14 protein-coding genes are annotated in these 23,720 nt (G+C 73.7%); 10 read left to right on the top strand and 4 right to left on the bottom strand.

From position 1 onward, the window contains the following. Nucleotides 1–252 precede the first annotated feature (252 nt). The 5 genes from ACFVYK_RS16955 (at nt 253) to moeZ (ending at nt 6,415) form a co-directional block, all read left to right on the top strand. A complete protein-coding gene (locus ACFVYK_RS16955; protein ID WP_389774200.1) occupies nt 253–1,986 on the top strand; it encodes a glycosyltransferase in 1,734 nt (577 codons plus the stop codon). Next, nucleotides 1,983–3,182: a hypothetical protein gene (locus ACFVYK_RS16950; RefSeq protein WP_389774197.1), complete on the top strand. Its 1,200-nt coding sequence runs from the start codon at nt 1,983–1,985 to the stop codon at nt 3,180–3,182. Before ACFVYK_RS16955 ends, ACFVYK_RS16950 begins: the two co-directional genes overlap by 4 nt. A 282-nt stretch (nt 3,183–3,464) precedes the next feature. Further along, a complete protein-coding gene (locus tag ACFVYK_RS16945) occupies nt 3,465–4,427 on the top strand; it encodes an NAD-dependent epimerase/dehydratase family protein (protein ID WP_389774195.1) in 963 nt (320 codons plus the stop codon). Continuing rightward, nucleotides 4,415–5,173 (top strand): spherulation-specific family 4 protein, encoded by a 759-nt coding sequence (locus tag ACFVYK_RS16940; RefSeq protein ID WP_389774192.1) that lies wholly within the window; start codon nt 4,415–4,417, stop codon nt 5,171–5,173. The genes ACFVYK_RS16945 and ACFVYK_RS16940 overlap by 13 nt, the downstream gene beginning before the upstream one ends. A 63-nt stretch (nt 5,174–5,236) precedes the next feature. After that, on the top strand, nt 5,237–6,415 hold the full coding sequence (gene moeZ, locus ACFVYK_RS16935) for an adenylyltransferase/sulfurtransferase MoeZ (RefSeq protein WP_389774190.1): 1,179 nt from the start codon (nt 5,237–5,239) through the stop codon (nt 6,413–6,415). A gap of 86 nt (nt 6,416–6,501) precedes the next feature. Here moeZ and ACFVYK_RS16930 read toward each other — a convergent pair whose 3' ends face one another. The 3 genes from ACFVYK_RS16930 to ACFVYK_RS16920 form a co-directional block, all read right to left on the bottom strand. Further along, nucleotides 6,502–8,076 carry an alpha/beta hydrolase gene (locus tag ACFVYK_RS16930; RefSeq protein WP_389774187.1) on the bottom strand — a complete coding sequence of 525 codons (1,575 nt, stop codon included), beginning with the start codon at nt 8,074–8,076 and terminating at the stop codon, nt 6,502–6,504. Between the two features lie 207 nt (nt 8,077–8,283). Further along, complete coding sequence (locus ACFVYK_RS16925; protein WP_389774184.1) at nt 8,284–9,828, bottom strand: alpha/beta hydrolase; 1,545 nt, start codon at nt 9,826–9,828, stop codon at nt 8,284–8,286. Between the two features lie 102 nt (nt 9,829–9,930). Further along, complete coding sequence (locus ACFVYK_RS16920) at nt 9,931–12,621, bottom strand: lysylphosphatidylglycerol synthase domain-containing protein (protein ID WP_389774181.1); 2,691 nt, start codon at nt 12,619–12,621, stop codon at nt 9,931–9,933. A gap of 186 nt (nt 12,622–12,807) precedes the next feature. On the opposite strand from ACFVYK_RS16920, the gene ACFVYK_RS16915 reads away from it, so the two are divergent. The 5 genes from ACFVYK_RS16915 to nudC all read left to right on the top strand — a co-directional run bounded on the left by ACFVYK_RS16915 (nt 12,808) and on the right by nudC (nt 23,333). Further along, on the top strand, nt 12,808–13,194 hold the full coding sequence (locus tag ACFVYK_RS16915; protein ID WP_389774179.1) for an MGMT family protein: 387 nt from the start codon (nt 12,808–12,810) through the stop codon (nt 13,192–13,194). 374 nt (nt 13,195–13,568) lie between these two features. Continuing rightward, a complete protein-coding gene (locus ACFVYK_RS16910) occupies nt 13,569–17,003 on the top strand; it encodes an ATP-dependent helicase (RefSeq protein ID WP_389774176.1) in 3,435 nt (1,144 codons plus the stop codon). A 174-nt stretch (nt 17,004–17,177) separates the two neighbouring features. After that, nucleotides 17,178–20,813, top strand: coding sequence for a UvrD-helicase domain-containing protein (locus ACFVYK_RS16905; protein WP_389774173.1), 3,636 nt, complete (start codon nt 17,178–17,180; stop codon nt 20,811–20,813). Between the two features lie 10 nt (nt 20,814–20,823). Next, entirely contained in the window at nt 20,824–22,236 is a 1,413-nt protein-coding gene (locus ACFVYK_RS16900; protein WP_389774171.1) for a dipeptidase, read from the top strand. Nucleotides 22,237–22,391: 155 nt separating this feature from the next. Further along, the gene (nudC, locus tag ACFVYK_RS16895) at nt 22,392–23,333 is read left to right on the top strand and encodes an NAD(+) diphosphatase (RefSeq protein WP_389774168.1); all 942 of its coding nucleotides are present in this window, start codon (nt 22,392–22,394) and stop codon (nt 23,331–23,333) included. Nucleotides 23,334–23,415: 82 nt separating this feature from the next. Here nudC and ACFVYK_RS16890 read toward each other — a convergent pair whose 3' ends face one another. Then, on the bottom strand, nt 23,416–23,658 hold the full coding sequence (locus ACFVYK_RS16890; protein ID WP_389774166.1) for a mycoredoxin: 243 nt from the start codon (nt 23,656–23,658) through the stop codon (nt 23,416–23,418). Nucleotides 23,659–23,720 lie beyond the last annotated feature (62 nt).

The following is a 23,720-nucleotide window of genomic DNA, read 5'->3' as shown; positions in this document are numbered from 1 at the left end:
TTCTGGAACGACGTCGACGGGCCCGGGCGGGGGCGCGCCGGCAGCAAGATCAGGCCCACCCACGCCGGCGCCGCGAGCGGCCCGCGGCACGAGGGGTGGAAGTGGCTGACACGCCCCCCCCCCCCCCCCCCCACCGCCTTGTCCGCATACGTTCGTCCCGCTGCGAGCCGTCGGGTCAACGGCGGCTCCCCAAACGGGAGATCGGGGGTGCGCGTGCGCATCGGACTGCTTACGGAGGGTGGCTATCCGTATATGAGCGGTGACGCCGGGGTCTGGTGCGACCGGCTCGTGCGCGGGCTCGGGCAGCACGAGTTCGACGTCTACGCGCTCAGCCGGGCCTCGCACCAGGACGAGGCGGGCTGGGTCCCGCTTCCGCCGCAGGTCCGCCAGGTGCGCACGGCGCCGCTGTGGACGGCCGCGGAGGACGGGGTCGCCTACGGGCGGCGCGCGCGCCGGCGTTTCGCCGAGTGCTACGCGGAGTTGGCGGCCGCCCTGTGCGAGGGGGAGTCCTCGGACCCGACGGCTCCCTCAGGAGCCGGTGCCACCGCTCAGGCGGACCGTTTCGCCAATGGCCTCTACGGCCTCGCCGAACTCGCCCGGGACGAGGGCGGGCTCGTGGGAGCGCTCCGCTCCGAGGGCGGCGTGCGCGCTCTGGAGAGCGCCTGCCGCGCGCCCGGCGCGCGACGCACGGCGCGCGAGGCGCGCGTCCCCGACCTGCTCGCCGTCGCCGCGCACCTCGAACGCGCCCTGCGCCCCCTCTCGCTCGACTGGTACGACGACCACGGGGGCGACGAGGGCGAGGGCCTCGGCTCGGTCGACCTGTGCCACGCCACGTCCGGCGGCGCGGCGGCCCTGCCGGGCCTGCTGGCCCGGCACTTCTTCGACGTGCCCCTGCTCGTGACCGAGTACGGGGTACGGCTGCGCACGCACTACCTGAGCGCGGGCGGCGCCCCGTCGCCGGCGGGCGCCGGCAGTACGCCCTCCGCCGGAGCCGCGCCCGCGGTGCGCGCCCTGCTCGCCGCCTTCCACGGCCGGCTCGCGGCGGAGGTCTACCGGCGGGCGGCCTGCGTGACGCCCGGCAACGCGCACTCCCGCCGCTGGCAGGAGCGCTGCGGCGCCGACCGCGCCAAACTGCGCACCGTCTACCCGGGCATGGAGGCCTCGCGCTTCGCCACAGTGGGCGACGGCCCGGACGCCGCCGACCCGCACACCCTGCTCTGGGTGGGCCGGGTGGAGCCGGCGAAGGACCTGGTCTCCCTGCTGCACGCCTTCACGGAGATCCGCAGGGAGGAGCCCCGGGCCCGCCTGCGGATCGTCGGCACGGCGACCGGCGCGGAGGGCCGGGCCTACCTCGGCCACTGCAGGATGCTGGCCGCCCAGCTCTTCCCCGACGAGGCGGCCGGACCGCACTGCGTCGGCGAGAACCCGGTGTCCTTCGAGGAGGTCGGCGACCCGGAGGCGCCCACCCTCGCCGACGTGTACGCGTCCGGCGCGGTGACCGTGCTGTCCAGCGTCGTCGAGGGCTTCCCCGTCGGCCTGGTCGAGGCGATGTTCTGCGGCCGCGCCACCGTGTCCACCGACGTCGGCGCGGTGGTCGAGGTCATCGGCGGCACGGGACTGGTCGTTCCGCCGCGCAATCCGCGGGCGCTCGCGGAGACGTGCGTCTCGCTGCTGCGCGACCCCGAGCGCCGTGCGCGCCTGGGCGCGGCCGCCCGCGCCCGCGCCCTCGAACTGTTCACCGTCGAGCAGAACGTGGCGGCGTTCCACGCCATCTACCTGGAGCTCGTCTCCCAGGCTCCGGTGAGCCCGTTCGTCTTCGACGACGACGGCGAGCCCCGGCCGTTCGCCGTCCCGGCCGAGGCGCGGCTGCCGGGCCTGTGGATCGACCTGGCCGCCCGAGGCGCCGTCCGGCACGGCCCGGTCCGATCGGCCGCGCCGTCGGTACGGGACGCCTCGCCGGTCGCCGCCACGGAGGGAGCGCGATGAGCGGGCTCGACGAACTGGACCGACCCGGCACGCCGGGTGGCCCCGACCCGCGCCCCGACACGGGCGCGGTCCCCGACGGCCGCGGGACGGGCGGCCCCCGCCGCGGGGCAGCGGACCCGGTGAAGGCCCTGATGCACCGTCACCGCCAACTGTGCGAGCGAGCCGTCGATCCACTGGAGATCGCCGCGGGTCTGGAGGCGCACGGGGTCACCGACCGCACCGCCGCGCGCTTCCGGCACCGCGACGTGTTCTCCCTGGCCGAGGAGATGTACGCCCGCGTGTCCCGCGACGGCGACGCACCCCCGCCCGCCGCACCCGCCGAACCTCCACCGCCCCGGCGGCGGAGCTGGGCGCTGCTCGCCCTTGCGCCGGGCGTGCTGTGCGCCGGGACCGTCACCGGCGTGCGTCTCACCGACGGGCGGACCTGTCTCCTCGTGGCCGCCGCCGGCGTCCTCGCCGTGGCGCTCGCCGTGCACGCCGCGCTGCGCCGGGGGCCGTTGAGCGGGCCCCGGCGCGACCATCCCGGCCTGCAGCGCACGGAGGCCTGGACCTGGTGGCTCCTCGGCTATGCGGTCCTCGGCGACGGCCTGCTGCGCGCCGCCGTCCACGGAGGTCCCGACGTTCTGCCCGACGGCAGGGCCGACGGCCCCTGGCCCCTTTCCGCCGTCCCCCTGGTGACCCTCACCCTGTCCTGTGCGCCGGCCGCCTGGAGCGCTCACTTCCTCGCCGTGCGGGCCCGCCGCCGGCTGAACTCCAGTCGTGCGCTGGAGGAGTTCGCGGCCGGTGTGCAGCCGCTGCTGCTCGCCGCCTTCGCCCTGTACCTGGGCGCGCTCACCGGCCTGGCCGCCCTGGGCGCCCTGGCCCTGGACGAGCCCGCCGACTATGCCCCGGTCCTCACCCTGGGCGCCCTCCTCTTCCTCGCCCGCCTTCTCACCGTGCACGGCTTCGCCCACGCCCCGGCCGTCGTCATCGCGGCCGTCGGCGCGGCGGAGGCGCTCGCCCCGGCCACCGTCTTCGCGGGCCGCCTGCCCGGATGCGGCTTCCTGGCCACTCCGGTGGAGAGCCTGATGGCCGCCTGGGGTCCGGCCGGCGTCCCCTCCCTCCTCTGCGCGAGCGCCGCCTTGATCCTGCTGGTCTACGCGACCCGCACGCTGACCAGGGCCTCCGCCCACGTCCGCACGGACCAGCCGTGCTGAACCGAGCCCGCCGTCGTCCGCACCTCGGGTCCCCATGCGCGACGCAGCCCCCACCGTGCCCCGCGGGCACGACGCGCGCGTGCCGCCGCCCGGCCGCAACCCACCGCAACACCCTTGAAGGAGAGACCAGATGACCACCTCCCGATCCGGAGCGACCGGTGCCACCGGGGCACCTGCGGTCGCCGGAGCCCCCGCGGTCACCGAGACGGCCGGAGCACACGGGGTGACCGCAGCCCCCGCGGCTCCGGCGACCGCCGCGACGCAGACGACGGGAGCCGCACGATGAGGGTCCTGCTGATCGGAGCCAACGGCTATCTCGGCCGATTCGTCGCCGACCGTCTGCTCGCCGACCCGGCCGTCCAGCTCACCGCGCTCGGCCGTGGCGACGACGCCGACGTCCGTTTCGACCTCGCGTCCGGCAGCCCCGGCGCGCTCACCCGCTTCCTCGACGCGGTCCACCCCCAGGTCGTCGTCAACTGCGCGGGCACCACGCGTGGCGGCGCCCGCGAGCTCACCCGGCACAACACCGTCGCCGTCGCCACCGTCTGCGAGGCCCTGCGCCGCAGCGGTTGCGGCGCCCGGCTGGTGCAGATCGGCTGCGGCGCCGAGTACGGCCCGAGCCAGCCCGGCTCCTCCACCGCCGAGGACGCCGTGCCCCGCCCCGGCGGCCCGTACGGCGTCAGCAAACTCGCCGCCACCGAACTCGTCCTCGGCTCCGGTCTCGACGCCGTCGTGCTGCGGGTGTTCTCGCCTGCCGGTCCCGGCACGCCCGCCGGCTCCCCGCTGGGCCGGCTCGCCGAGGCCATGCGCCGCGCCATGCAGTCCGGCGACGGCGAGCTCAAGCTCGGCGGCCTCGGGGTGCAGCGCGACTTCATCGACGTCCGCGACGTCGCCCGCGCCGTGCACGCGGCCTCCCTGTCCGCCGCGCAGGGCGTCATCAACATCGGCTCGGGCCGCGCTGTCCGGCTGCGGGACGCCGCCGGGGTCCTCGCGCGCGTGGCCGGGTACGGCGGCGCCGTCCACGAACTCGACGGCCCGCCCGGCGGCCACCTCAGGGGCGCCCTCGGCCACCCCCGCCCCGAGTCCGACCACGCGGGCCCGGTCGTGTACCCGTACCCGGACGGCTGCGGCAGCTGGCAGCAGGCCGATGTGCGCACGGCTCGCGACCGGCTCGGCTGGCGGCCCCGCATCAACCTCGAGGAGTCCCTCGCCGACATCTGGATGGAGGCGGCATGTCGTATCTGACCGGAACCCCGGCGGGCACCGCGAGAGCGGGGAGCACCGACGTCCGCACCGGTCTCGGCGTCCCGGGCCTCGCGCACCCCCTTCTCGCGCCGGGCGAGTGGGCCGAGCTCACCCGCCCCGGCCGGCCGCTGCACTGGGTCGTCCTGGACGTCGCGGACGGGCCCGGCGTCCGGCCCGACCCGCGCTGTCTGGAATCGGCGGGCCGGCTGCGCAACGCCGGCGTCCGCGTCCTCGGACGTCTCGACGTCCGGCACGGCGCCCGCGCCCTCGCCGAGACGCTCTCCGACGCACAGCGTCATCTCGACTGGTACCAGGTCGACGGGTTCCTCCTGGACCACTGCCCCGCCCAGCGCGCCGCGCTCCCCGCCGTGCGCCGCACCACCGACGCGCTCCGTACGCTTAACGACGCGCCCCACCTCGTCCTCGGACACGGAACTCACCCGTACCCCGGCTACGCCGAGCACGCCGACCAGTTGGTCACCTTCCGCGGCCCCTGGAGCGACTACCGCTGGTCGCAGGTGGCGGAGTGGACCGCCGAGCATCCCCCCGAACGCTTCTGCCATTTCGTGCACGGGGTGCCGCGCGGTCATCTCGACGAGGCGCTGCGCGTCGCGCGCTGGCAGGGCGCGGGCACGATCTGGTTCACCGACGCCGCCGATCGCGGCGCACCCACCGACCCCTGGGAGACCCTGCCCGGCTACTGGGACGAGATCGTCTCGCGCATTGGAACGGGTGTCTCGGAATGAAGAAGGCCATGGCAGTGTTACGGGGAGAACAACTGTAGTGATCGACCGACCAACGGAGTCCCCGTGTCGCTGCCACCCCTGGTCGAGCCAGCCTCTGAGCTCACCGTAGACGAGGTTCGACGGTACTCCCGCCACCTGATCATCCCCGATGTCGGGATGGACGGGCAGAAGCGGCTGAAGAACGCCAAGGTGCTCTGTGTGGGCGCCGGCGGCCTGGGCTCGCCGGCGCTGATGTACCTGGCCGCGGCGGGCGTGGGCACGCTCGGCATCGTGGAGTTCGACGAGGTCGACGAGTCCAACCTGCAGCGGCAGATCATCCACAGCCAGGCCGACATCGGCCGCTCCAAGGCCGCGTCCGCCCGCGACTCCGTCCTCGGCATCAACCCGTACGTCAACGTGGTCCTTCACGAAGAGCGGCTCGAAGCCGAGAACGTGATGGAGATCTTCGCCCAGTACGACCTGATCGTCGACGGCACGGACAACTTCGCCACCCGCTATCTGGTCAACGACGCGTGCGTGCTGCTCAACAAGCCGTACGTGTGGGGCTCGATCTACCGCTTCGACGGACAGGCCTCGGTCTTCTGGTCCGAGCACGGCCCCTGCTACCGCTGCCTCTACCCGGAGCCCCCGCCCCCGGGCATGGTCCCCTCCTGCGCCGAGGGCGGCGTCCTGGGCGTGCTGTGCGCGTCCATCGGCTCCATCCAGGTCAACGAGGCCATCAAGCTCCTCGCGGGCATCGGCGAGCCGCTCGTCGGCCGCCTGATGATCTACGACGCCCTGGAGATGCAGTACCGGCAGGTCAAGGTCCGCAAGGACCCCGACTGCGCGGTCTGCGGCGAGAACCCGACCGTCACCGAGCTCATCGACTACGAGGCCTTCTGCGGCGTCGTCTCCGAGGAGGCCCAGCAGGCGGCCGCCGGTTCCACGATCACTCCCAAGCAGCTCAAGGAGTGGATCGACGACGGCGAGAACATCGAGATCATCGACGTCCGCGAGCCGAACGAGTACGAGATCGTCTCCATCCCGGGCGCGAAGCTGATCCCGAAGAACGAGTTCCTGCTGGGCACCGCCCTGGAGGGCCTGCCGCAGGACAAGAAGATCGTCTTGCACTGCAAGACAGGTGTCCGCAGTGCGGAAGTCCTCGCCGTGCTGAAGTCCGCCGGCTTCTCGGACGCCGTGCACGTCGGCGGCGGCGTGATCGGCTGGGTCCACCAGATCGAGCCGAGCAAGCCCGTCTACTGACGGGGCCGCTCGCTCCGCCCACCGGGCCACCCGGTCGGACCGGCGGGGGCCGCGCGCACCACACGTGTGCGAGGCCCCCGCCGCCGTCATGAGCAGACCTTGCCGTCCTCGGGCACCGTCCCCTTCAACAGGTACGCGTCCACCGTCGAGTGGACGCAGCTGCTTCCGCTGCGGTAGGCGCCGTGCCCCTCGCCCTTCCAGGTGAGCAGCACTCCGACCCTCTTGCCGAGCTCGTCCGCCATCTTGCGCGCGCCCTCGTAGGGCGTCGCCGGGTCCCCGGTGTTGCCGACCAGCAGGATCGGCGCCGCGCCCGCCGCGCTCACCTCCGGGGTGTCGTACTGTCCGGCCACCGGCCAGTCGTGGCACCAGCCGGCGGTGTCCCAGCCGAGGAAGTCCCCGAACACGGTTGAGATCTTCTCGAATTCCGCCAGCTGCCTCCTCGTCGCCTCCGGAGTCGGCCGCTGCTTGTCGTCCAAGCACGATATGACCCGTTGGGAGTGTGCCGACGTGCCGTAGTGCCCCGAGGAGTCACGGTCGTTGTAGCCGTCGGCGAGCGCCAGCAGTTCGGTGCCGTCCCCGTCCTTCGCCGCTGCCAGGGCACGCGTCAGGTTCGGCCAGCTCTGCTCGCTGTACAGCGGCAGCACGATGCCGGTGAGGGCGAGCGTCTGCGTCAGCTTCCGCCCGCCGGAGGTGGGCAGCGGCCGGGCGTCGAGCCGGTCCAGCAGGTCCGCGATCTCCCGGCTGCCCTTCTGCGGGTCCTCGCCGGTCGACTTGAGGTAGTCGTCGAGCGCCCGCTGGAAGCCGCGGGCCTGGTTCTGCGCATGGCCTACCGCGTCGGCGCTCGGGTCGACGACGGCGTCCAGGATCAGCCGCCCCACGTTCTTCGGGAACAGGTGGGCGTACACCCCGCCCAGTTCGGTGCCGTAGGAGATGCCGAAGTAGTGCAGCTGCCGATCGCCGAGGACCTGACGCATCAGGTCCATGTCGCGGGCGGTGTCGGTCGTGGACGCGTGCGCTACCAGCCGGCCCGCCGCCTTGGCGCAGCCCTTGCCGAAGTCCGTGGCGTCCTGGAAGAAGGCCCGTTCCTCCGCCGGGGTGTCCGGGGTGGAGTCCAGTGACTCGGCGGCCTGGATGTCCTTGTCGCTGCGGCAGCGGACGCCCTCGCTGGCGCCGACCGAACGCGGGTCCCAGCTGACCAGGTCGTAGCGCTCGCGGAGCGAGGAGAACGTGGAGCCGAAGGCGGGGAGCGCCGAGACGCCCGAGCCGCCGGGGCCGCCGAAGTTGAACAGCAGCGAGCCGACCCGGTCGCCTCCGCTCGCGCGCGACCTGGCGCGCACCAGGGCGATGCCGATCGTGTCGCCGTCGGGTTTCGACCAGTCCAGGGGCGTCCTCAGCGTGGCGCACTGCCAGTCGCCGTCCGGCGCGGCCGCATCCGGGGTGTCCTTGCAGCGTCCCCACTCCAGCTTCTGACCGGTCAGCGAGGCGGGCGGGGCGACCGGCGCGCCTGTCGTCGCGGCGGAGCCCGTCGAGGCGGCCGAGGCGCGTGCGTCGGCCGTGCTCCTCTTACCGTCCCCGCCGCCGCCCGACTCGCCGCCGCCACAGCCCGTCACCAGCAGTGCGGCGGCGGCCCCCAACGCCGTCCACCGTGCGAATCGCGTCACGGCACGTCCCCCCTCGTAGGCCGTCCGCACGCGGCGGCGGACGGCTGTCAGGCCATATTAGGCGGCCCGCGGTCCGTCCGGCCGAGCCTGTGGATAACCCTTTGACCTGCGGATTTCCTATCATTCGGCGGCATCGGTCCGGGATCGCGGCGGGACGTCGGGAACAGACGTGGCGGGGCGTCGGGAGCAGGCGGCCGCGGTGGCTGGTCAGGAGCAGACGGTCCCGGCGGCGGGCACGACGCCGTTCAGCAGGTAGCCGTTCACCGCCTTCTGCACGCACTTGTTCTTGCTGTCGTACGCGCCGTGGCCCTGCCCCTTGTACGTCAGCTCGACCCCGACGCCCCGGCCCAGTGCCTCCACCATCTTGTGCGCCCCCTCGAACGGGGTCGCCGGGTCTCCGGTGTTGCCCACGACCACGATCGGCGCCGACCCCGGCGCGCTGACGTCCGGATGGTCGGCGGCGCCCGGCACGGCCCAGTCGGAGCAACTCACCATGCCCCAGGCCAGGAAGTCCCCGAAGACGCTGGACGCGGCCCGGAACCGGGGCAGTTTCTCCTCCACCTGGGCGGTCGAGTAACGCGGCTTGTCGTCGGCGCAGTTGATGGCGACGTTGGCGGCCGTGAGGTTGCTGTACTCGCCGTTCTCGCTGCGCCCGTTCATCAGGTCGGACAGCAGCATCAGGGTCTGGCCGTCCCCCGCGTAGGCCTGCTCCAGACCCTCGGTGAGATACGCCCAGAAATCCTTGGAGTACAACGCCTGCGCGATGCCGTTGGTCGCGGCGCTCTGGGTCAGCACCCGCGGGAAGATGCCGGGGATCGGCTTGCGGTCGAGGGCCCGCAGAAGTCGCTCGATCCGGTCCTCGACGTCCTGAGCGGTGTCCCCGACGGGGCAGTCCTCCGTCTTGGACGTGCAGTCCGCGGCGAAGTTGTCGAGCGCGAGCTGGAAGCCCTTGGCCTGCCCCAGCGAACCCTGCTCGGACGTCTGCGTGGGGTCGACGACCCCGTCGAAGACCGCCCGCCCCACGTTCTTCGGGAACAGGTGGGCGTACACGCCGCCCAGTTCGGTGCCGTAGGAGATGCCGAAGTAGTGCATCTGCCGATCGCCGAGGACCTGACGCATCAGGTCCATGTCCCGGGCCGCGTCGGTGGTCCGCACGTGCGGGAGCGTCTTCGCGGAGTTCTTCTCGCAGGCCGCGTTGAACTTCCTGGTGTTGTCCAGCAGGGCGGTGCGCTCGGCGGCGTCGTCGGGTGTGGAGTCCTGCTGGAAGTAGGCGTCGAGCTGCTGATCGCTCTCGCACCGCACGCCGGCGCTGCGGCCGACCCCGCGCGGGTCGAAGCTCACCAGGTCGTAGCGGGTGCGCAGGGCCGCGTACTGGTCGCCGAAGGCGGGCAGGGTGGAGACGCCCGAGCCGCCCGGGCCGCCGAAGTTGAAGATCAGCGAGCCGATGCGTCGGCTCCGGTCGCCGTCGGCCCTGGTCCTGATCAGGGCGATGCCGATGGTGTCGCCCTCGGGGTCCGCCCAGTCGAGGGGCGCCTTCATGGTGGCGCACTGCCACGCGCCGTCGTGCGGCAGCGGGGAGGGGGCGCTGCCGCCTCCTTCCGCCTGGGACGGGGCGGGGCAGTCCTTCCAGGTCAGCTTCTGGGCCGTCAGATCCTGGTCCCGCGCCTCGTCGCCGCAGCCCGCCGCCAGGGTGGTCAGCAGCGCGCAGGTGGCTGTCGCGGCGGCGACGCGCAGGCGGGAACGGGTCGGCATGATCCCATCCTGCGACGGACCGCGGACCCGCGCGCGGGACCGCGGTCCGTGCGAGGTACGGCCGTCCGGTCCGGGCGGGCCGCCGGTCCGGGCGGCCGGGCCCTACAGGGCGCCCTTACGGCTCAAGTGGTTGAAGGCGAGCCAGCCCGGGAGGACGGGCAGCCACAGCGTCAGCAGGCGGAAGAGCAGCACCGCGGGAGCGGCGACCTCCTTGGGGAGCCCGATCGCGATCAGGCCGACCGTCAGGGTCGCCTCGACGGCTCCCACGCCGCCCGGCGTCGGGGCGGCGGAGCCGAGCGCGTTGCCGGCGAGGAAGACGACGGCGACGCCGGCGATGCTCAGCGAGGTCGACCCGTCGCCGAACGCGCGGATCGACGCGTCCAGGCACATCACGAAGCACGCGGTGAGCAGCAGCATGCCGCCGATGCCGGTGACCAGTTTCTGCGGCCGCTGCAGGATGTCGAGCATGCGCGGCACGACGCCGGCGAACAGCGACCGCACACGCGTGGAGACGAACTTCCGCAGGAACGGCACCGAGGTCACCACGAGCACGAGCACCGCCACCGTGAGCAGACCCGCGATGACCGTGCGGGACGGCGACAGCGACGGCGTCTTCTCGGTTCCGGTCAGATACCCGAACGACAGCAGCATCAGGATGTGGCAGCCGAGCCCGAACAGCTGCGAGGCGCCGACGCTGGCCACCGCGAGACCCGGTCGCACTCCCGCGCGCTGCAGGAACCGCGTGTTGAGGGCGACGCCGCCGACCGCCGCCGGAGCGACGATCTTGACGAAGGAACCGGCGACCTGGGCGGCCACGGTCCGCGGGAACGGCACCCGCTCCGGGACGAAGCCCAGCAGGCTCATCGCCGCGGCGACGTAACTGAGCGCCGAGAACAGCACGGCGGCGGCCACCCAGCCCCATTCGGCGTTCTCGATGAGCGGGCCGAACTCGATGTGCGTGAGCTGCGTCAGCAGGAAGTACGCGCCGATGGCGCCGGCGATGAAACTCATCAGGGTGCGCGGCCGCACCCGCTCCAGCCGGGCCGGCTCGACCGGCGCCTGGGGGCGGATGAGCAGCACCTCGTGGCGGATCTGCGTCAGCAGGTCCTCCTCGCGCGCCTCCTCCAGGGCCTCGTCGATGGCCCGCTTCTCGGCCCGCGCCTCCGCGCGTTCGGCCTTCTTGCCGGGCTTCTCCAGGACGACGGTCCCGGTGTGGTCGTGCCCCGTCGCCTCCAGGCGCGCCTGCTTGGCGTGATCGGAGGCCTGCAGCACCGCCTCGCGCTCCCGCTGGGCCCGCTCGCGTGCCAGTCGGCGCAGCGTCGCGCGCGTGGAGCGGGTGAGCGCGATCGGCTGGAGCATGGGCAGGCAGTCCGCGACCGCGTCCGGTCCGAGCACGCCCACCGCCGAGGCCACCGCCCGTTCGGCGCCGACCCGCAGCCCGAGCGTCGTCACCAACTGGGCCACGTCCATGCGCAGGAGCAGGTCGCCGGCCGCGATCTCGCCGCCGCGCAGATCGGTGAGGATCACGGTGCCGGAACGATCCACCAGGATGGCGTCGCCGGCGAGCCGGCGGTGCGCGATGCGCCGCGACTGCAGCGCCTGCACCTGCTGCCAGGCGTTGCGCAGCAGATCGTCGGTGATCTCCTCGTCCGCCAGCGAGTCGAGGGTGCGGCCGCCGGTGTGCTCGTAGACCAGAATCACCGCGTCGGGCCCGAGCTCGGAGGTGGCGATCAGCTTGGGCGCGTTGGCGCCCGCCGCGATGGCCGCGTAGGCGAGCAGCGCCTCCTGCTCCAGCGCCTGGCGCAGCGACTGCAGGCTGCTGCGGGTGGCGAAGCCGCGCAGGGTCAGATTGCGCCAGGCCCGGTAGAAGAAGCCCTGGGCCTGCTGCTCCCGGTCGACCACCGTGACGTCGAGCGGCGGACCGTCCTCCAGAGTGACGAAGTAGCGTCTGCCGCGGTCGCCCTCGGCGGCGTCGGGGCCCTCCTCGCGGGCCGCGCTCACCGGGCGGAACCCGACGTGCCGCAGACCCGCCATCAGCGTCCGTCCGGTGGGGCGCACGTTCGGCGAGCCGACCGCATACAGCGTCCCGTACGCCACCGTCCAGCCGATCAGCACCGTGAGGATGATCGAGAAGGGCGTCGTGTAGCCCGTGACCAGCATCGAGAAGGCGTCCAGCAACAGCACGATCCACAGCACCGAGCGCCAGCGCGGCCGCCGCGACATGCCGACGGCCGTCATGTAGGCGATGACGGGCGCCAGGTACCCGTGCACCGGGTCGGTGAGGGCGTGGACGTCGCCGGGGGAGGGCTGGGTGAGCGCCTCCTGGATCGAGCCCGGAGCGCCCTTGGCGACCCACAGGTCGATGGCGAGGGTCACACCGTGCGCGAGGACGGCCGCGAGCACACCGTCGGCGATGCGCAGCCCGTCCCGCTTGATCAGCCGCTCGATCGCGAACGCGACCGGAACCAGCAGGATCGCGATGCTGGACGCCAGTCCCGCGATCTTGATGAGGAGATCGGGCGCCTGCCCGGTGCCCTTGTTGATGTCCTGTTCGAGGCCCGAGGTCGTTCCGTGCGCGAACGCGGCGATGCCCAGCAGGACCACGACGGCGAGCACGCCGATCAGCAGGCGCATCAGGTCGGAAGGGCGGTGCACGCGCGCGGGGAGCAGGGGTTCGTCGCCCTCCACCTCGTCGATGTGCACCTCCTCCGGTGCCTCGTCGGCGGCGTCCGGGCGCGACGCGGCGGCAGAGGCGCCTTCCTCGCCCTCAGGTTGCACGCCCTGCTGCTTCATCGTCTCTTCTTGGTCTCGTATCACCGGTCACCGCCCGCACGATGGTGGCATGCCGCACCGACACACGGGGGCATCAGGGTGCAAATGCGGGGGCGCACAGTCTGCCCGACGGACCGCCGGGGGGCGAGGGGCGCACGGAGTCGCGGGCCCGTCGCATTGTCGGTGCCGTGGGGCAGGATGGGGCGGATGAGCGAGCAGAGCCTTCCGGACGACGCCCGCCCGGAGTACACCGACGCGCTGCCGGAGTACGCCGAGCGGGTCCTCGAGGTCGCGGAGCTGATCCCGCCCGGGCGCGTCATGACATACGGGGACGTCGCGGAGTGGCTGGAACAGGGCGGGCCCAGACAGGTCGGCCGGGTGATGGCCCTCTACGGCGGCGCCGCCCCCTGGTGGCGTGTCGTGCGCGCGGACGGCGTGCTGCTCCCCGGCCACGAGCTGCGGGCGCTGAACCACTACCGCGCCGAGGGCACCCCGCTGAAGGAGGCGAACAGGGCCGCCGAGGGCCATCTGCCGCGCCTCGACATGAGACGGGCGAGATGGGACGGCGGCGAAGGCGCGGAAGGTCACACCTGACAGCTTCCGCCATCCCGGCGGACCGGGGGGATCTTGCGACGCGTACGGGGGAAACCGGGCGAACAGGGCACGTCCGTGGCATGGCGTACGTTCGAGGGGCGAGGGACGCGCGTGGCCTGCGGGCCGGGAGGGCTGTGCGGGCTGTGAGTGCAGTGAGGGCCGTGAGCGGGACAGGGGCCGTGCGGGCGCCGGCGCCTGAGCGGTCGGACACCGCCCCGAGGTCGACCGGGGACGCGTGGGAAGCGGCGGAAGCCGCCTTCCCGGGCTGTCGGTCGGCGTAGCGTCGGCTGCACACGTCCCTTTCATCCCACGATCACCGCTCTTCCCGAGCCTCGCTCCGTCAACCAGCACACCCACCAGGACCGGCGAACCACGTGAGCTCCTCTTCCTCCACCAGGCGCCCGTCGCACCCCCAGGGCCGACAGGGGAACCGTGGCGCTTACCGACTGATGCGTACCCCGGCGGCCCGGGTGGACCCCCCTCGTCTGGACGCCGCCCAGCGCTCGGTGGTTGACCACGGCGCCGGTCCGCTGCTCGTCCTCGCAGGCCCGGGCACGGGCAAGACCACCACGCTCGTCGAGTCCGTGGCGGCCAGAATCGCCCGCGGCGGCGACCCCGCGCGCATCCTGGTGCTCACCTTCAGCCGCAAGGCCGCCGTCGAACTGCGCGACCGGATGGCGCACCGCATGGGCGCCGCCCACGCGCCCCAGGCGACCACCTTCCACTCGTACTGCTACGCCCTGGTACGCGCCCACCAGGACGCCGAGCTGTTCGTGGAGCCCCTGCGCCTGCTGTCCGGCCCCGAGCAGGACGTGGCGGTCCGTGAGCTGCTCGCCGGACAGGTCGACCTGCAACGGCTCGGCCTCACGCACGTGCGCTGGCCGGACGAACTGCGCGCCTGCCTCACCACCCGCGGCTTCGCCGACGAGGTCCGCGCGGTGCTGGCCCGCAGCCGGGAACTGGGCCTAGACCCGGCTTCCCTGGACGCCTTCGCCCGCCGCATCGGGCGTCCCGACTGGCGGGCCGCCGCCGCCTTTCTGGCCGAGTACCTCGACGTGCTCGACCTGCACGGCGTGATCGACTACGCGGAACTCGTCCACCGCGCGGTCCTCCTCGCCCACCGCGCCGAGGTCGCCGAGCGGCTCGCCGCGCAGTACGACGCGGTCTTCGTCGACGAATACCAGGACACCGACCCCGCCCAGGTGCGGCTGCTGCACACCCTCGCCGGCGGCGGCCGCACCCTGGTCGCGTTCGGCGACCCCGACCAGTCGATCTACACCTTCCGGGGCGCCGACGTGAACGGCATCCTGGACTTCCCGCAGGCCTTCCCCCGCCCCGACGGCCGTCCGGCCCCCGTGGAGGTCCTGCGCACGTCCCGACGCTCCGGAGCCGCCCTGCTGGCCGCCACCCGGCTGCTGACCCAGCGGATGCCGCTGACCCGCCTGCCCGCCGCGAAGGTCCGCGCCCACCGCGAACTCGCCGCTGCGCGGGACGGCGGCCGCGTCGAGGTCCACACGTACCCGACCCCGGGCGCCGAGCTCGACAACGTCGCCGACATCCTGCGCCGGGCGCACCTGGAGGACGGTCTGCCCTGGGGCGAGATGGCCGTCCTGGTGCGCGCCGGCTCCCGCACGATCCCGACGGTCCGCCGCGCCCTCACGGCGGCCGGCGTCCCCCTCGACATCGACGGCGACGACCTGCCCCTGCGCCACGAACCGGCCGTCGCCCCCCTGCTGACGGCCCTGCGCGCGGTCGCCACGGCAGAGGCCGCGCCGCAGGCGTCCGCCGCGCCGTCGGCCGGTCCGGGGACGGCACGGGACACGAAGGGAGCTGCTCGGGACGCCGACGGCCCGGGGAACTCCGACGGTGAGGGGGACACCCGCGACGTGGGGCAGTCCGACGAGCGCGCCCAGGACGCCGGTGAGGCCGACGGCTGGTGGCTCGACACCGAGACCGCCCTCACCCTGCTCGCCTCGCCCCTCGCCGGGATGGACGCCGCCGATCTGCGCCGCCTAGGCCGTGCGCTGCGCGACGAGGAGCGCGCGGCCGGCGACCCGCTGCCGCCGCCCTCCGACGTGCTGCTCGCCCGTGCGCTGGCGCAGCCGGAGCGACTGGTCGCCCACGACCCGGCCTACGCGCGCGGGGCCCAGCGCCTCGGCGCGCTGCTGGCGACGGCCCGTGAGCGTCTCGCGCGGGGCGGCACGGCCGAGGAGGCGCTGTGGGACCTCTGGGAGGGCACGCCCTGGCCCGCACGTCTGGAGCGCGCCGCCCGGCGCGGCGGCGCGGCCGGCCGCAACGCCGACCGGGACCTGGACGCCGTCTGCGCGCTGTTCGCCACCGCCGCACGCGCGGAGGAGCGCACCGGCGGGCGCGGCGCCCTGAACTTCCTGGCCGAGATCGAGGCCGAGGACATCGCCGCCGACATCCTCGCCCGGCGGGCCGTGCGCCCCGACGCGGTGCGCCTGATGACCGCCCACCGCGCCAAGGGCCTGGAGTGGGGCCTGGTCGTCGTGGCAGGCGTGCAGGAGGGCCTGTGGCCGGATCTGCGCCGCCGCGGCTCCCTCCTGGAGGCCGACCGCATCGGTCGCGACGGACTCGCCGAACCGCTCACCCCGGGGGCATTGCTCGCCGAGGAGCGCCGTCTCTTCTACGTGGCCGCCACCCGCGCGCGGGAGCGGCTCGTCGTCACCGCGGTGAAGGCGGCCGCGGACGACGGCGATCAGCCCTCCCGCTTCCTGAGCGAACTCGGCGTCGAGCCCAAGGACGTCACGAGCCGCCCCCGCCGCCCCCTGTCGGTCTCCGCCCTGGTCGCCGAACTGCGCGCCACGACGGTCGACCCGCGCGCCTCCGCCACGCTCAGGGAGGCGGCGGCCCGTCGCCTCGCCAGGCTGGCGGCGCTGGCCGACGAGGACGGCAGGCCCCTGGTGCCGTCCGCCCACCCCTACCGCTGGTGGGGGATGTTCGAGCCGACCGAGAGCAAGGTCCCGCTGCGCAACCGCGACCAGCCCGTCGTGCTCTCCGGCAGCGCCCTCGACCAGCTCGCCAACACCTGCGCGCTGCAGTGGTTCCTGGGCCGCGAGGTGAAGGCCGACGCCCCCGCCACGGTGGCCCAGGGCTTCGGCAACGTGGTGCACGTCCTGGCCGACGAGGTCGCCTCCGGGCACACCCCGGCCGACCTCGACGTCCTCATGGAACGCCTCGACTCGGTGTGGAACGCCCTCGCCTTCGACGCCCCCTGGAAGTCCACCCAGGAGAAGGCCCACGCGCGGGTGGCCCTCGAACGCTTCCTGCAGTGGCACGTGATGGACCGCACGGGCCGCACACCGGTCGCCAGCGAGCACGACTTCGACGTGACGCTCGAAGCCGGCGACTACCAGGTCCGCATCCGCGGTCAGATGGACCGCGTCGAGACGGACGGCGACGGCCGCGCCTATGTCGTCGACTTCAAGACGGGCAAGCAGACGCCCACCGCCCGCGAGGTGGAGCGCCATCCCCAGCTCGCCGTCTATCAGCTCGCCGTGCGCGAAGGAGCCGTCGACGACGCCTTCGACGGCGTACGGCCCGCGCCGGGCGGCGCCGAACTCGTCCAGCTGCGTCAGGGCGCCGCCAAGCGGGACGGGGGCGACGCCCTGCCCAAGGTGCAGGCCCAGGAGCCGTTGCAGGGGGAGTGGGTCGGCGACCTGCTCGCCACGGCGGCCGGCAAGGTCCTCGACGAGCGGTTCACCCCGACCGCCGGCCAGCAGTGCGCCCACTGCGCGTTCCGCGCCTCGTGCAGCGCTCGGCCCGAAGGACGGCACGTCGTCGACTGAGCCGGGGCCGGCCGGATGAGTGGTGGGAGCCGGACGAGCGGGCGTCGGCCGAAGCGGAGCCGTCCCCCGCAGCGTCGGTGTGACGGACCGCACCACCCCTGCCGACCTGCGGTTACCGTCGGGGTGAGGGGTGATTTGTCATCGAGTGTCAGTGCCCGCCGCTAGCCTCTCTCCATGCCCGCCCGTATCAGCGATCCCGAGCAGCTCAAGGAGCTCCTCGGGATCCCCTTCACCCCGGAGCAGACGGCCTGCATCACCGCGCCGCCCGCCCCGCAGGTGATCGTGGCCGGAGCCGGGTCGGGCAAGACGACGGTGATGGCGGCGCGCGTGGTGTGGCTGGTCGGCACCGGCCAGGTCGCCCCCGAGCAGGTCCTCGGACTGACCTTCACCAACAAGGCCGCCGGAGAACTCGCCGAGCGCGTCCGCAAGGCACTCGTCAGGGCCGGCGTCACGGACCCCGACGTCATCGACCCCGACAACCCGCCGGGCGAGCCGGCGATCTCCACCTACCACGCCTTCGCCGGCCGTCTGCTGACCGATCACGGCCTGCGCATCGGCCTGGAGCCGACGGCCCGCCTGCTCGCCGACGCCACCCGCTACCAGCTCGCCGCGCGCGTGCTGCGCGAGGCGCCCGGCCCCTACCCGTCGCTCACCCGCTCCTTCGCCGACCTGATCAGCGACCTCCTCGCGCTCGACGCCGAGCTCGCCGAGCACCTCGTCCGGCCCGAGGACCTGCGCCGCTGGGACGCCGAGCTGCTGCACGCCCTGGAGGGGGCCCGGCTGACCAACGCCGACCTGCGCAAGGTGCCCGAGACGGCCGCCGCCCGGCGCGAACTGGCCGACCTGGTGCTGCGATACCGGGCCGCCAAACGCGAGCGCGACCTGCTCGACTTCGGCGACCAGATCGCCCTGGCGGCACGACTCGCCCAGGTTCCCGAAGTGGGCCCCCTCCTGCGGGACGAGTTCCGCGTCGTCCTGCTCGACGAGTATCAGGACACGTCGGTGGCCCAGCGCATCCTGCTGGCCGGTCTGTTCGGCGGCGGCACCGGCCACCCCGTGACGGCCGTCGGCGACCCCTGCCAGGCCATCTACGGCTGGCGCGGCGCGTCCGTCGCCAACCTCGACGACTTCCCCGAGCACTTCGCGCACGCCGACGGCAGCAGGGCGCGACGCCAGTCGCTCAGCGAGAACCGGCGCAGCGGCGGCCGCCTCCTGGAGCTCGCCAACGGCCTCGCCGAGCCCCTGCGCGCCATGCACGCCGGCGTCGAGGCGCTCAGCCCCGCCCCCGGCGCCGAACGCGACGGGATGGTCCGCTGCGCTCTCCTGGCCACCCACGCCGAGGAGATGGACTGGCTCGCCGACTCCGTCGCCCATCTCGTGCGCACCGGCAAGGCGCCCGGCGAGATCGCCGTCCTGTGCCGCACGGCCACCGACTTCGCGGAGATCCAGGGCGCGCTGGTCGCCCGGGACGTCCCCGTCGAGGTGGTGGGCCTCTCCGGTCTCCTGCATCTGCCCGAGGTGGCCGACCTCGTCGCCGTCTGCGAGGTCCTGCAGGACCCCGGAGCGAACGCGTCCCTGGTCCGGCTGCTCACCGGCCCGCGCTGGCGCATCGGCCCACGCGACCTCGCGCTCCTGGGCCGCCGGGCCCGGCTGCTCGTCGGCCACGCGCGCGCGGACGGCGGCGACGACCCGGACCGCCGCCTCGCCGAGGCCGTCGAGGGGGTCGACCCGTCCGAGGTGATATCGCTCGCGGACGCCCTCGACACCTTCGTCGAGACGCCCCTGTACGGCGACGACCGCGCCGGGGACGACGACGGGCTGCCCTTCTCGCCGGACGCGCGCGTGCGCTTCGCGCGACTCGCCACCGAACTGCGCGACCTGCGCCGCTCCCTGGCCGATCCCCTGATGGACGTCCTGCACCGCGTGCTGGCCGTCACCGGACTGGAGGTGGAGCTGTCGGCGTCCCCGCACGCGCTGGCCGCGCGCCGCCGGGAGACCCTGTCCAACTTCCTCGACACGGCCGCCTCCTTCGCCGCCCACGAGAGTGAGGCGAGCCTGCTGGCCTTCCTCGGCTTCCTGCGCACCGCGGCCCAGTACGAGAAGGGCCTCGACAACGCCCTGCCCGGCGGCGAGAACACCGTCAAGGTGCTCACCGCGCACCGGTCCAAGGGCCTGGAGTGGGACGTCGTGGCCGTCCCCGGCCTGGTCACCGGTACCTTCCCCAGCGGCCAGGGGCGGGAGAAGTGGACCGCGCAGGCCAAGGTGCTGCCGCACGAGCTGCGCGGCGACGCCGACACGCTCCCCGACGTCGATTCCTGGGACGCGCGGGGCATGAAGGCCTTCCACGAGGCGATGAAGGACCATCAGCACACCGAGGAGCTCCGCCTCGGCTACGTCACCTTCACCCGCCCCCGCTCCCTCCTCCTGGGCTCCGGCCACTGGTGGGGCCCCACCCAGAAGAAGCCCCGCGGTCCGTCCGGCTTCCTCCAGGCTCTGCACGACCACTGCGCGACCGGGCACGGGGAGATCGAGGTCTGGGCGGACGAACCGGCCGAGGACGCCGAGAACCCCGCCCTGCACCGGGCGACGCTCGACCAGGTCTGGCCGCTCCCGCTGGACGACGCCGCACTGGCTCGCCGGCGCGCCGCCGCCGAGACCGTCCTCGCCCACCTGGAGGACCTCGCCGCGCACGAGGACGGCCACCGCGGGGCCGCCCACGACCCGGACAGCCACGACGACCCGGACTGGCCCCCTCCGCCGGACGACGACGAGCCGCCCTACGACGAAGCGTCGCCCTACGACGAAGCGTCGCCCTACGACGAAGCGTCGCCCTACGACGGAACCGCCCCCTACTTCGACGGAAGCGACCCCTACGACGAGACAGGCCCTTACGACGAGGCGGCCGCCCACGAAGACGCGATCCCTTACGGCGACGCGGTCCCTCGCGAAGTCGATCCCGAGCGCAGGTCCGTCCGCGCGTCCGTGCCCCACCAGGCCACGGCCCCCAAGGTGCCCGCGACCCGTCCGCGCGGGGACGCCCTCACCCCTGAGGAGGCCCGCGCCGTCGCCTCCTGGGACCGCGACCTCGACGCGCTCGCCGGAGAGCTCCTGCGCGCCCGCCGGAGCGTCACGGACGTCCCCCTTCCGACGACCCTGACCGCCTCCCAGGTGCTGCAGCTGGCCACCGACCCGGACGGTCTCGCCCAGGAACTCGCGCGCCCCATGCCACGCCCCCCGCAGCCGGCCGCGCGCCGGGGCACCCGGTTCCACGCCTGGGTGGAGTCCCGTTTCGAGGAACTGACGCTCCCCCTGCTGGGGCCGGACGAACTGCCCGGAGGCGACGCGGAGATCGCCGACGAACGCGACCTGCAGGCGCTCAAGGACGCCTTCGAACGCACCGAGTACGCCCACCGCACGCCCTACCGCGTCGAGGCGCCTTTCCAGCTCGCCCTCGCCGGCCGTGTCGTCCGGGGACGCATCGACGCGGTCTACAAGGAGGGCGACGGAGACTCGGCGACCTACGACATCCTCGACTGGAAGACCCACCGCGCCCACACCGCCGACCCCCTCCAGCTCGCGCTGTACCGGCTGGCGTGGGCCGAGCAGCAGGGCGTGCCCGTGGAATCCGTCACAGCGGCGTTCCTGTACGTGCGCACCGGCGACGTCGTCCGTCCGCAGGGACTGCCCGACCGGGCCGCGCTGGAGCGCCTGTTGACCGGGGACGAGGCCACCGGGCGCGACCGCGACGGACGACCCGGGGGAGCCGCGGCCGTTCAAGGGCCCGGCGAGGATGTCGGCGCGGGCCGATAGGCTCGTGACCATGAGCCATTCCGTTGACAGTGCCGTCAGCGCCGTCCGCAGGTACGTCGAACAGCACCGCGCCGCCTTCCTCGACGACCTCGCCGAGTGGCTGCGCATCCCGTCGGTGTCGGCCCAGCCCGACCACGCGTCCGACGTACGGCGCAGCGCGGACTGGCTCGCCGCCAAACTGAGCGAGACCGGCTTCCCCACCGTCGAGGTCTGGCCGACGCCGGGTGCGCCCGCCGTGTACGCCGAGTGGCCCTCCGGCGATCCGCAGGCCCCCACCGTCCTGGTGTACGGCCATCACGACGTGCAGCCCGCCGCCCGCGAGGACGGCTGGGACACGGACCCCTTCGAGCCCGTCGTGCGCGGCAACCGCCTCTACGCGCGCGGGGCGGCCGACGACAAGGGGCAGGTCTTCTTCCACACCCTGGGGGTGCGCGCCCACCTCGCCGCGACCGGGCGCACGGCCCCGGCCGTGACCCTCAAACTGCTGATCGAGGGCGAGGAGGAGTCCAGCTCACCGAACTTCCGCGCCCTGGTCGAGCAGCGGGCGCAGCGGCTGACCGCGGACGCCGTGATCGTCTCCGACACCGGCATGTGGTCCGAGGACACCCCCACGGTGTGCACGGGCATGCGCGGTCTCGCCGAGTGCGAGATCCGGCTCTTCGGACCCGACCAGGACATCCACTCGGGCTCCTTCGGCGGCGCCGTGCCCAACCCGGCCACCGCCGCCGCCCGCCTGGTGGCGGCGCTGCACGACGAGCAGGCGCGGGTGGCCGTCCCCGGGTTCTACGACGGCATCGTCGAGCTCACCGACCGTGAGCGCGAACTCTTCGCCGAGCTGCCCTTCGACGAAGCGCAGTGGTTGCGCACCGCCAGGTCGCACGCCGCCCACGGCGAGGCGGGGCACACCACCCTGGAGCGCGTCTGGGCCCGACCGACCGCCGAGGTCAACGGCATCGGCGGCGGCTACCAGGGCCCCGGCAGCAAGACGATCGTCCCGTCCTCGGCCTTCGTGAAGCTGTCCTTCCGGCTCGTCGCCGGCCAGGACCCCGAGCACGTCGAGAAGGCCGTCCGCGCGTGGGCCGCCGAGCAGCTGCCCGCCGGGATCCGGCACGAGATCACCTTCAGCCCGGCCACCCGTCCGTGTCTGACCCCGCTGGACCACCCGGCGCTGCGGTCGGTGGTCCGCGCCATGGGCCGCGCCTTCGAAGCCCCCGTCCGCTTCACCCGCGAGGGCGGCTCGGGGCCGGCCGCCGACCTGCAGGAGGTGCTCGGCGCCCCCGTGCTCTTCCTGGGCATCTCCGTCCCCTCGGACGGCTGGCACGCGCCGAACGAGAAGGTCGAGCTGGATCTCCTCCTCAAGGGCGTCGAGACCGCCGCCCACCTCTGGAGCGACCTCGCGGAGAACTGGCGTCATGCGCCCTGACGTCCGCGACCGGCCCGGAGGGCCCGCGTGCGGGGCGCACACTGGAGGGGCCGCCCCGCACCCCGACACCGCACCCGACCCGGTCGCCCCCTGCTGTACGTCCCGCTGAACCGCCCGCCGAAACAACCGTTCAACCGGGGGAGTTGGAAGTACCCGTGACCACCTGGACCGACCAGAACGCCGATCGACCCCTCTCGCTCACCGCTCCGAGCGGCGTCGACCGGGCCGCCCACCACCGGCTCGACGAGGCCTGGCTGGCCGCGGCGTGGAGCCACCCGACCACGCGGTGCTTCGTGGTCTCCGGCGGCCAGGTCCTCATCGACGAGACGTCCGACGGCCGCACCGAGCTCGTCATGACCCCGTCGTTCGAGGCGCCGCTCACCGAGGCGCACCGCTACTTCCTGGGGACCGACGACGACGGCGTCAGCTACTTCGCGCTCCAGAAGGACACGCTGCCCGGCCGTATCGACCAGTCCGCGCGCCCGGCCGGACTGCGCGAGGCGGGACTGCTGCTGTCGCCCCGCGACGTGGGCCTGATGGTGCATGCGGTCGGCCTGGAGAACTGGCAGCGCACCCACCGTTTCTGCTCCCGCTGCGGCGAGCGCACGGTCATCGCAGCGGCCGGCCACATCCGCCGCTGCCCCGCCTGCGGCGCCGAGCACTACCCGCGCACCGACCCCGCGGTGATCATGGCCGTCACCGACGACGACGACCGCATCCTCCTCGGCCGTCAGGTGCACTGGCCCGAGGGCCGCTTCTCCACCCTCGCCGGCTTCGTGGAGCCGGGGGAGTCCATCGAGCAGTCCGTGCGCCGTGAGGTCTTCGAGGAGGCCGGCATCAGCGTCGGCCCGGTCGAGTACGTCGCGAGCCAGCCCTGGCCCTTCCCGTCCAGCCTCATGCTGGGCTTCATGGCCCGCGCCACGTCCACCGACATCGACGTCGACGGCGACGAGATCCACGAGGCCCGCTGGTTCTCCCGCGACGAACTCGGCGCCGCCTTCGACTCCGGCGAGGTGCTGCCCCCTTACGGGATCTCCATCGCGGCCCGGCTGATCGAGCTCTGGTACGGCAAGCCGCTGCCCACCCGCGGCGTCTGACCCGACGCGCACGAAGGGCGGCCCCGAAAGCTCGGGGCCGCCCTTCGTCGTACGGCTGCGCCTGGTCACGCGCCGGACAGGATCACACGCCGATCTTCTGCTTCACCTGCGCCAGCGACGGGTTCGTCAGCGTCGAACCATCGGGGAAGAGCACGGTCGGCACCGTCTGGTTTCCGCCATTCGCCTTCTCCACGAACGCGGCGGACTCCGGGTCCTGCTCGATGTTGATCTCGGTGTACGCGATGCCCTCGCGGTCCATCTGCTTCTTCAGCCGCTGGCAGTAGCCGCACCACGTGGTGCTGTACATCGTCACGGTGCCCAGCATGTCTTTCGTGCTCCTTCGGCGGGTCGTGGGGACGGGGGTCGTAGGAGGGGAACGTACGGGGA

The organism is Streptomyces sp. NPDC058291 (genome assembly GCF_042880855.1).
Lineage (GTDB): Bacteria > Actinomycetota > Actinomycetes > Streptomycetales > Streptomycetaceae > Streptomyces.
This window is presented reverse-complemented; position numbering and strand designations above follow the sequence as displayed.

Coding starts and splice junctions, on each gene's coding strand:
- ACFVYK_RS16925 (WP_389774184.1), bottom strand. CDS start 9,828: ATGCCGACCCGTTCCCGCCTGCGCGTCGCCGCCGCGACAGCCACCTGC.
- ACFVYK_RS16915 (WP_389774179.1), top strand. CDS start 12,808: ATGAGCGAGCAGAGCCTTCCGGACGACGCCCGCCCGGAGTACACCGAC.
- ACFVYK_RS16900 (WP_389774171.1), top strand. CDS start 20,824: ATGAGCCATTCCGTTGACAGTGCCGTCAGCGCCGTCCGCAGGTACGTC.
- ACFVYK_RS16905 (WP_389774173.1), top strand. CDS start 17,178: ATGCCCGCCCGTATCAGCGATCCCGAGCAGCTCAAGGAGCTCCTCGGG.
- ACFVYK_RS16955 (WP_389774200.1), top strand. CDS start 253: ATGAGCGGTGACGCCGGGGTCTGGTGCGACCGGCTCGTGCGCGGGCTC.
- ACFVYK_RS16950 (WP_389774197.1), top strand. CDS start 1,983: ATGAGCGGGCTCGACGAACTGGACCGACCCGGCACGCCGGGTGGCCCC.
- ACFVYK_RS16920 (WP_389774181.1), bottom strand. CDS start 12,621: ATGAAGCAGCAGGGCGTGCAACCTGAGGGCGAGGAAGGCGCCTCTGCC.
- ACFVYK_RS16890 (WP_389774166.1), bottom strand. CDS start 23,658: ATGCTGGGCACCGTGACGATGTACAGCACCACGTGGTGCGGCTACTGC.
- ACFVYK_RS16945 (WP_389774195.1), top strand. CDS start 3,465: ATGAGGGTCCTGCTGATCGGAGCCAACGGCTATCTCGGCCGATTCGTC.
- ACFVYK_RS16940 (WP_389774192.1), top strand. CDS start 4,415: ATGTCGTATCTGACCGGAACCCCGGCGGGCACCGCGAGAGCGGGGAGC.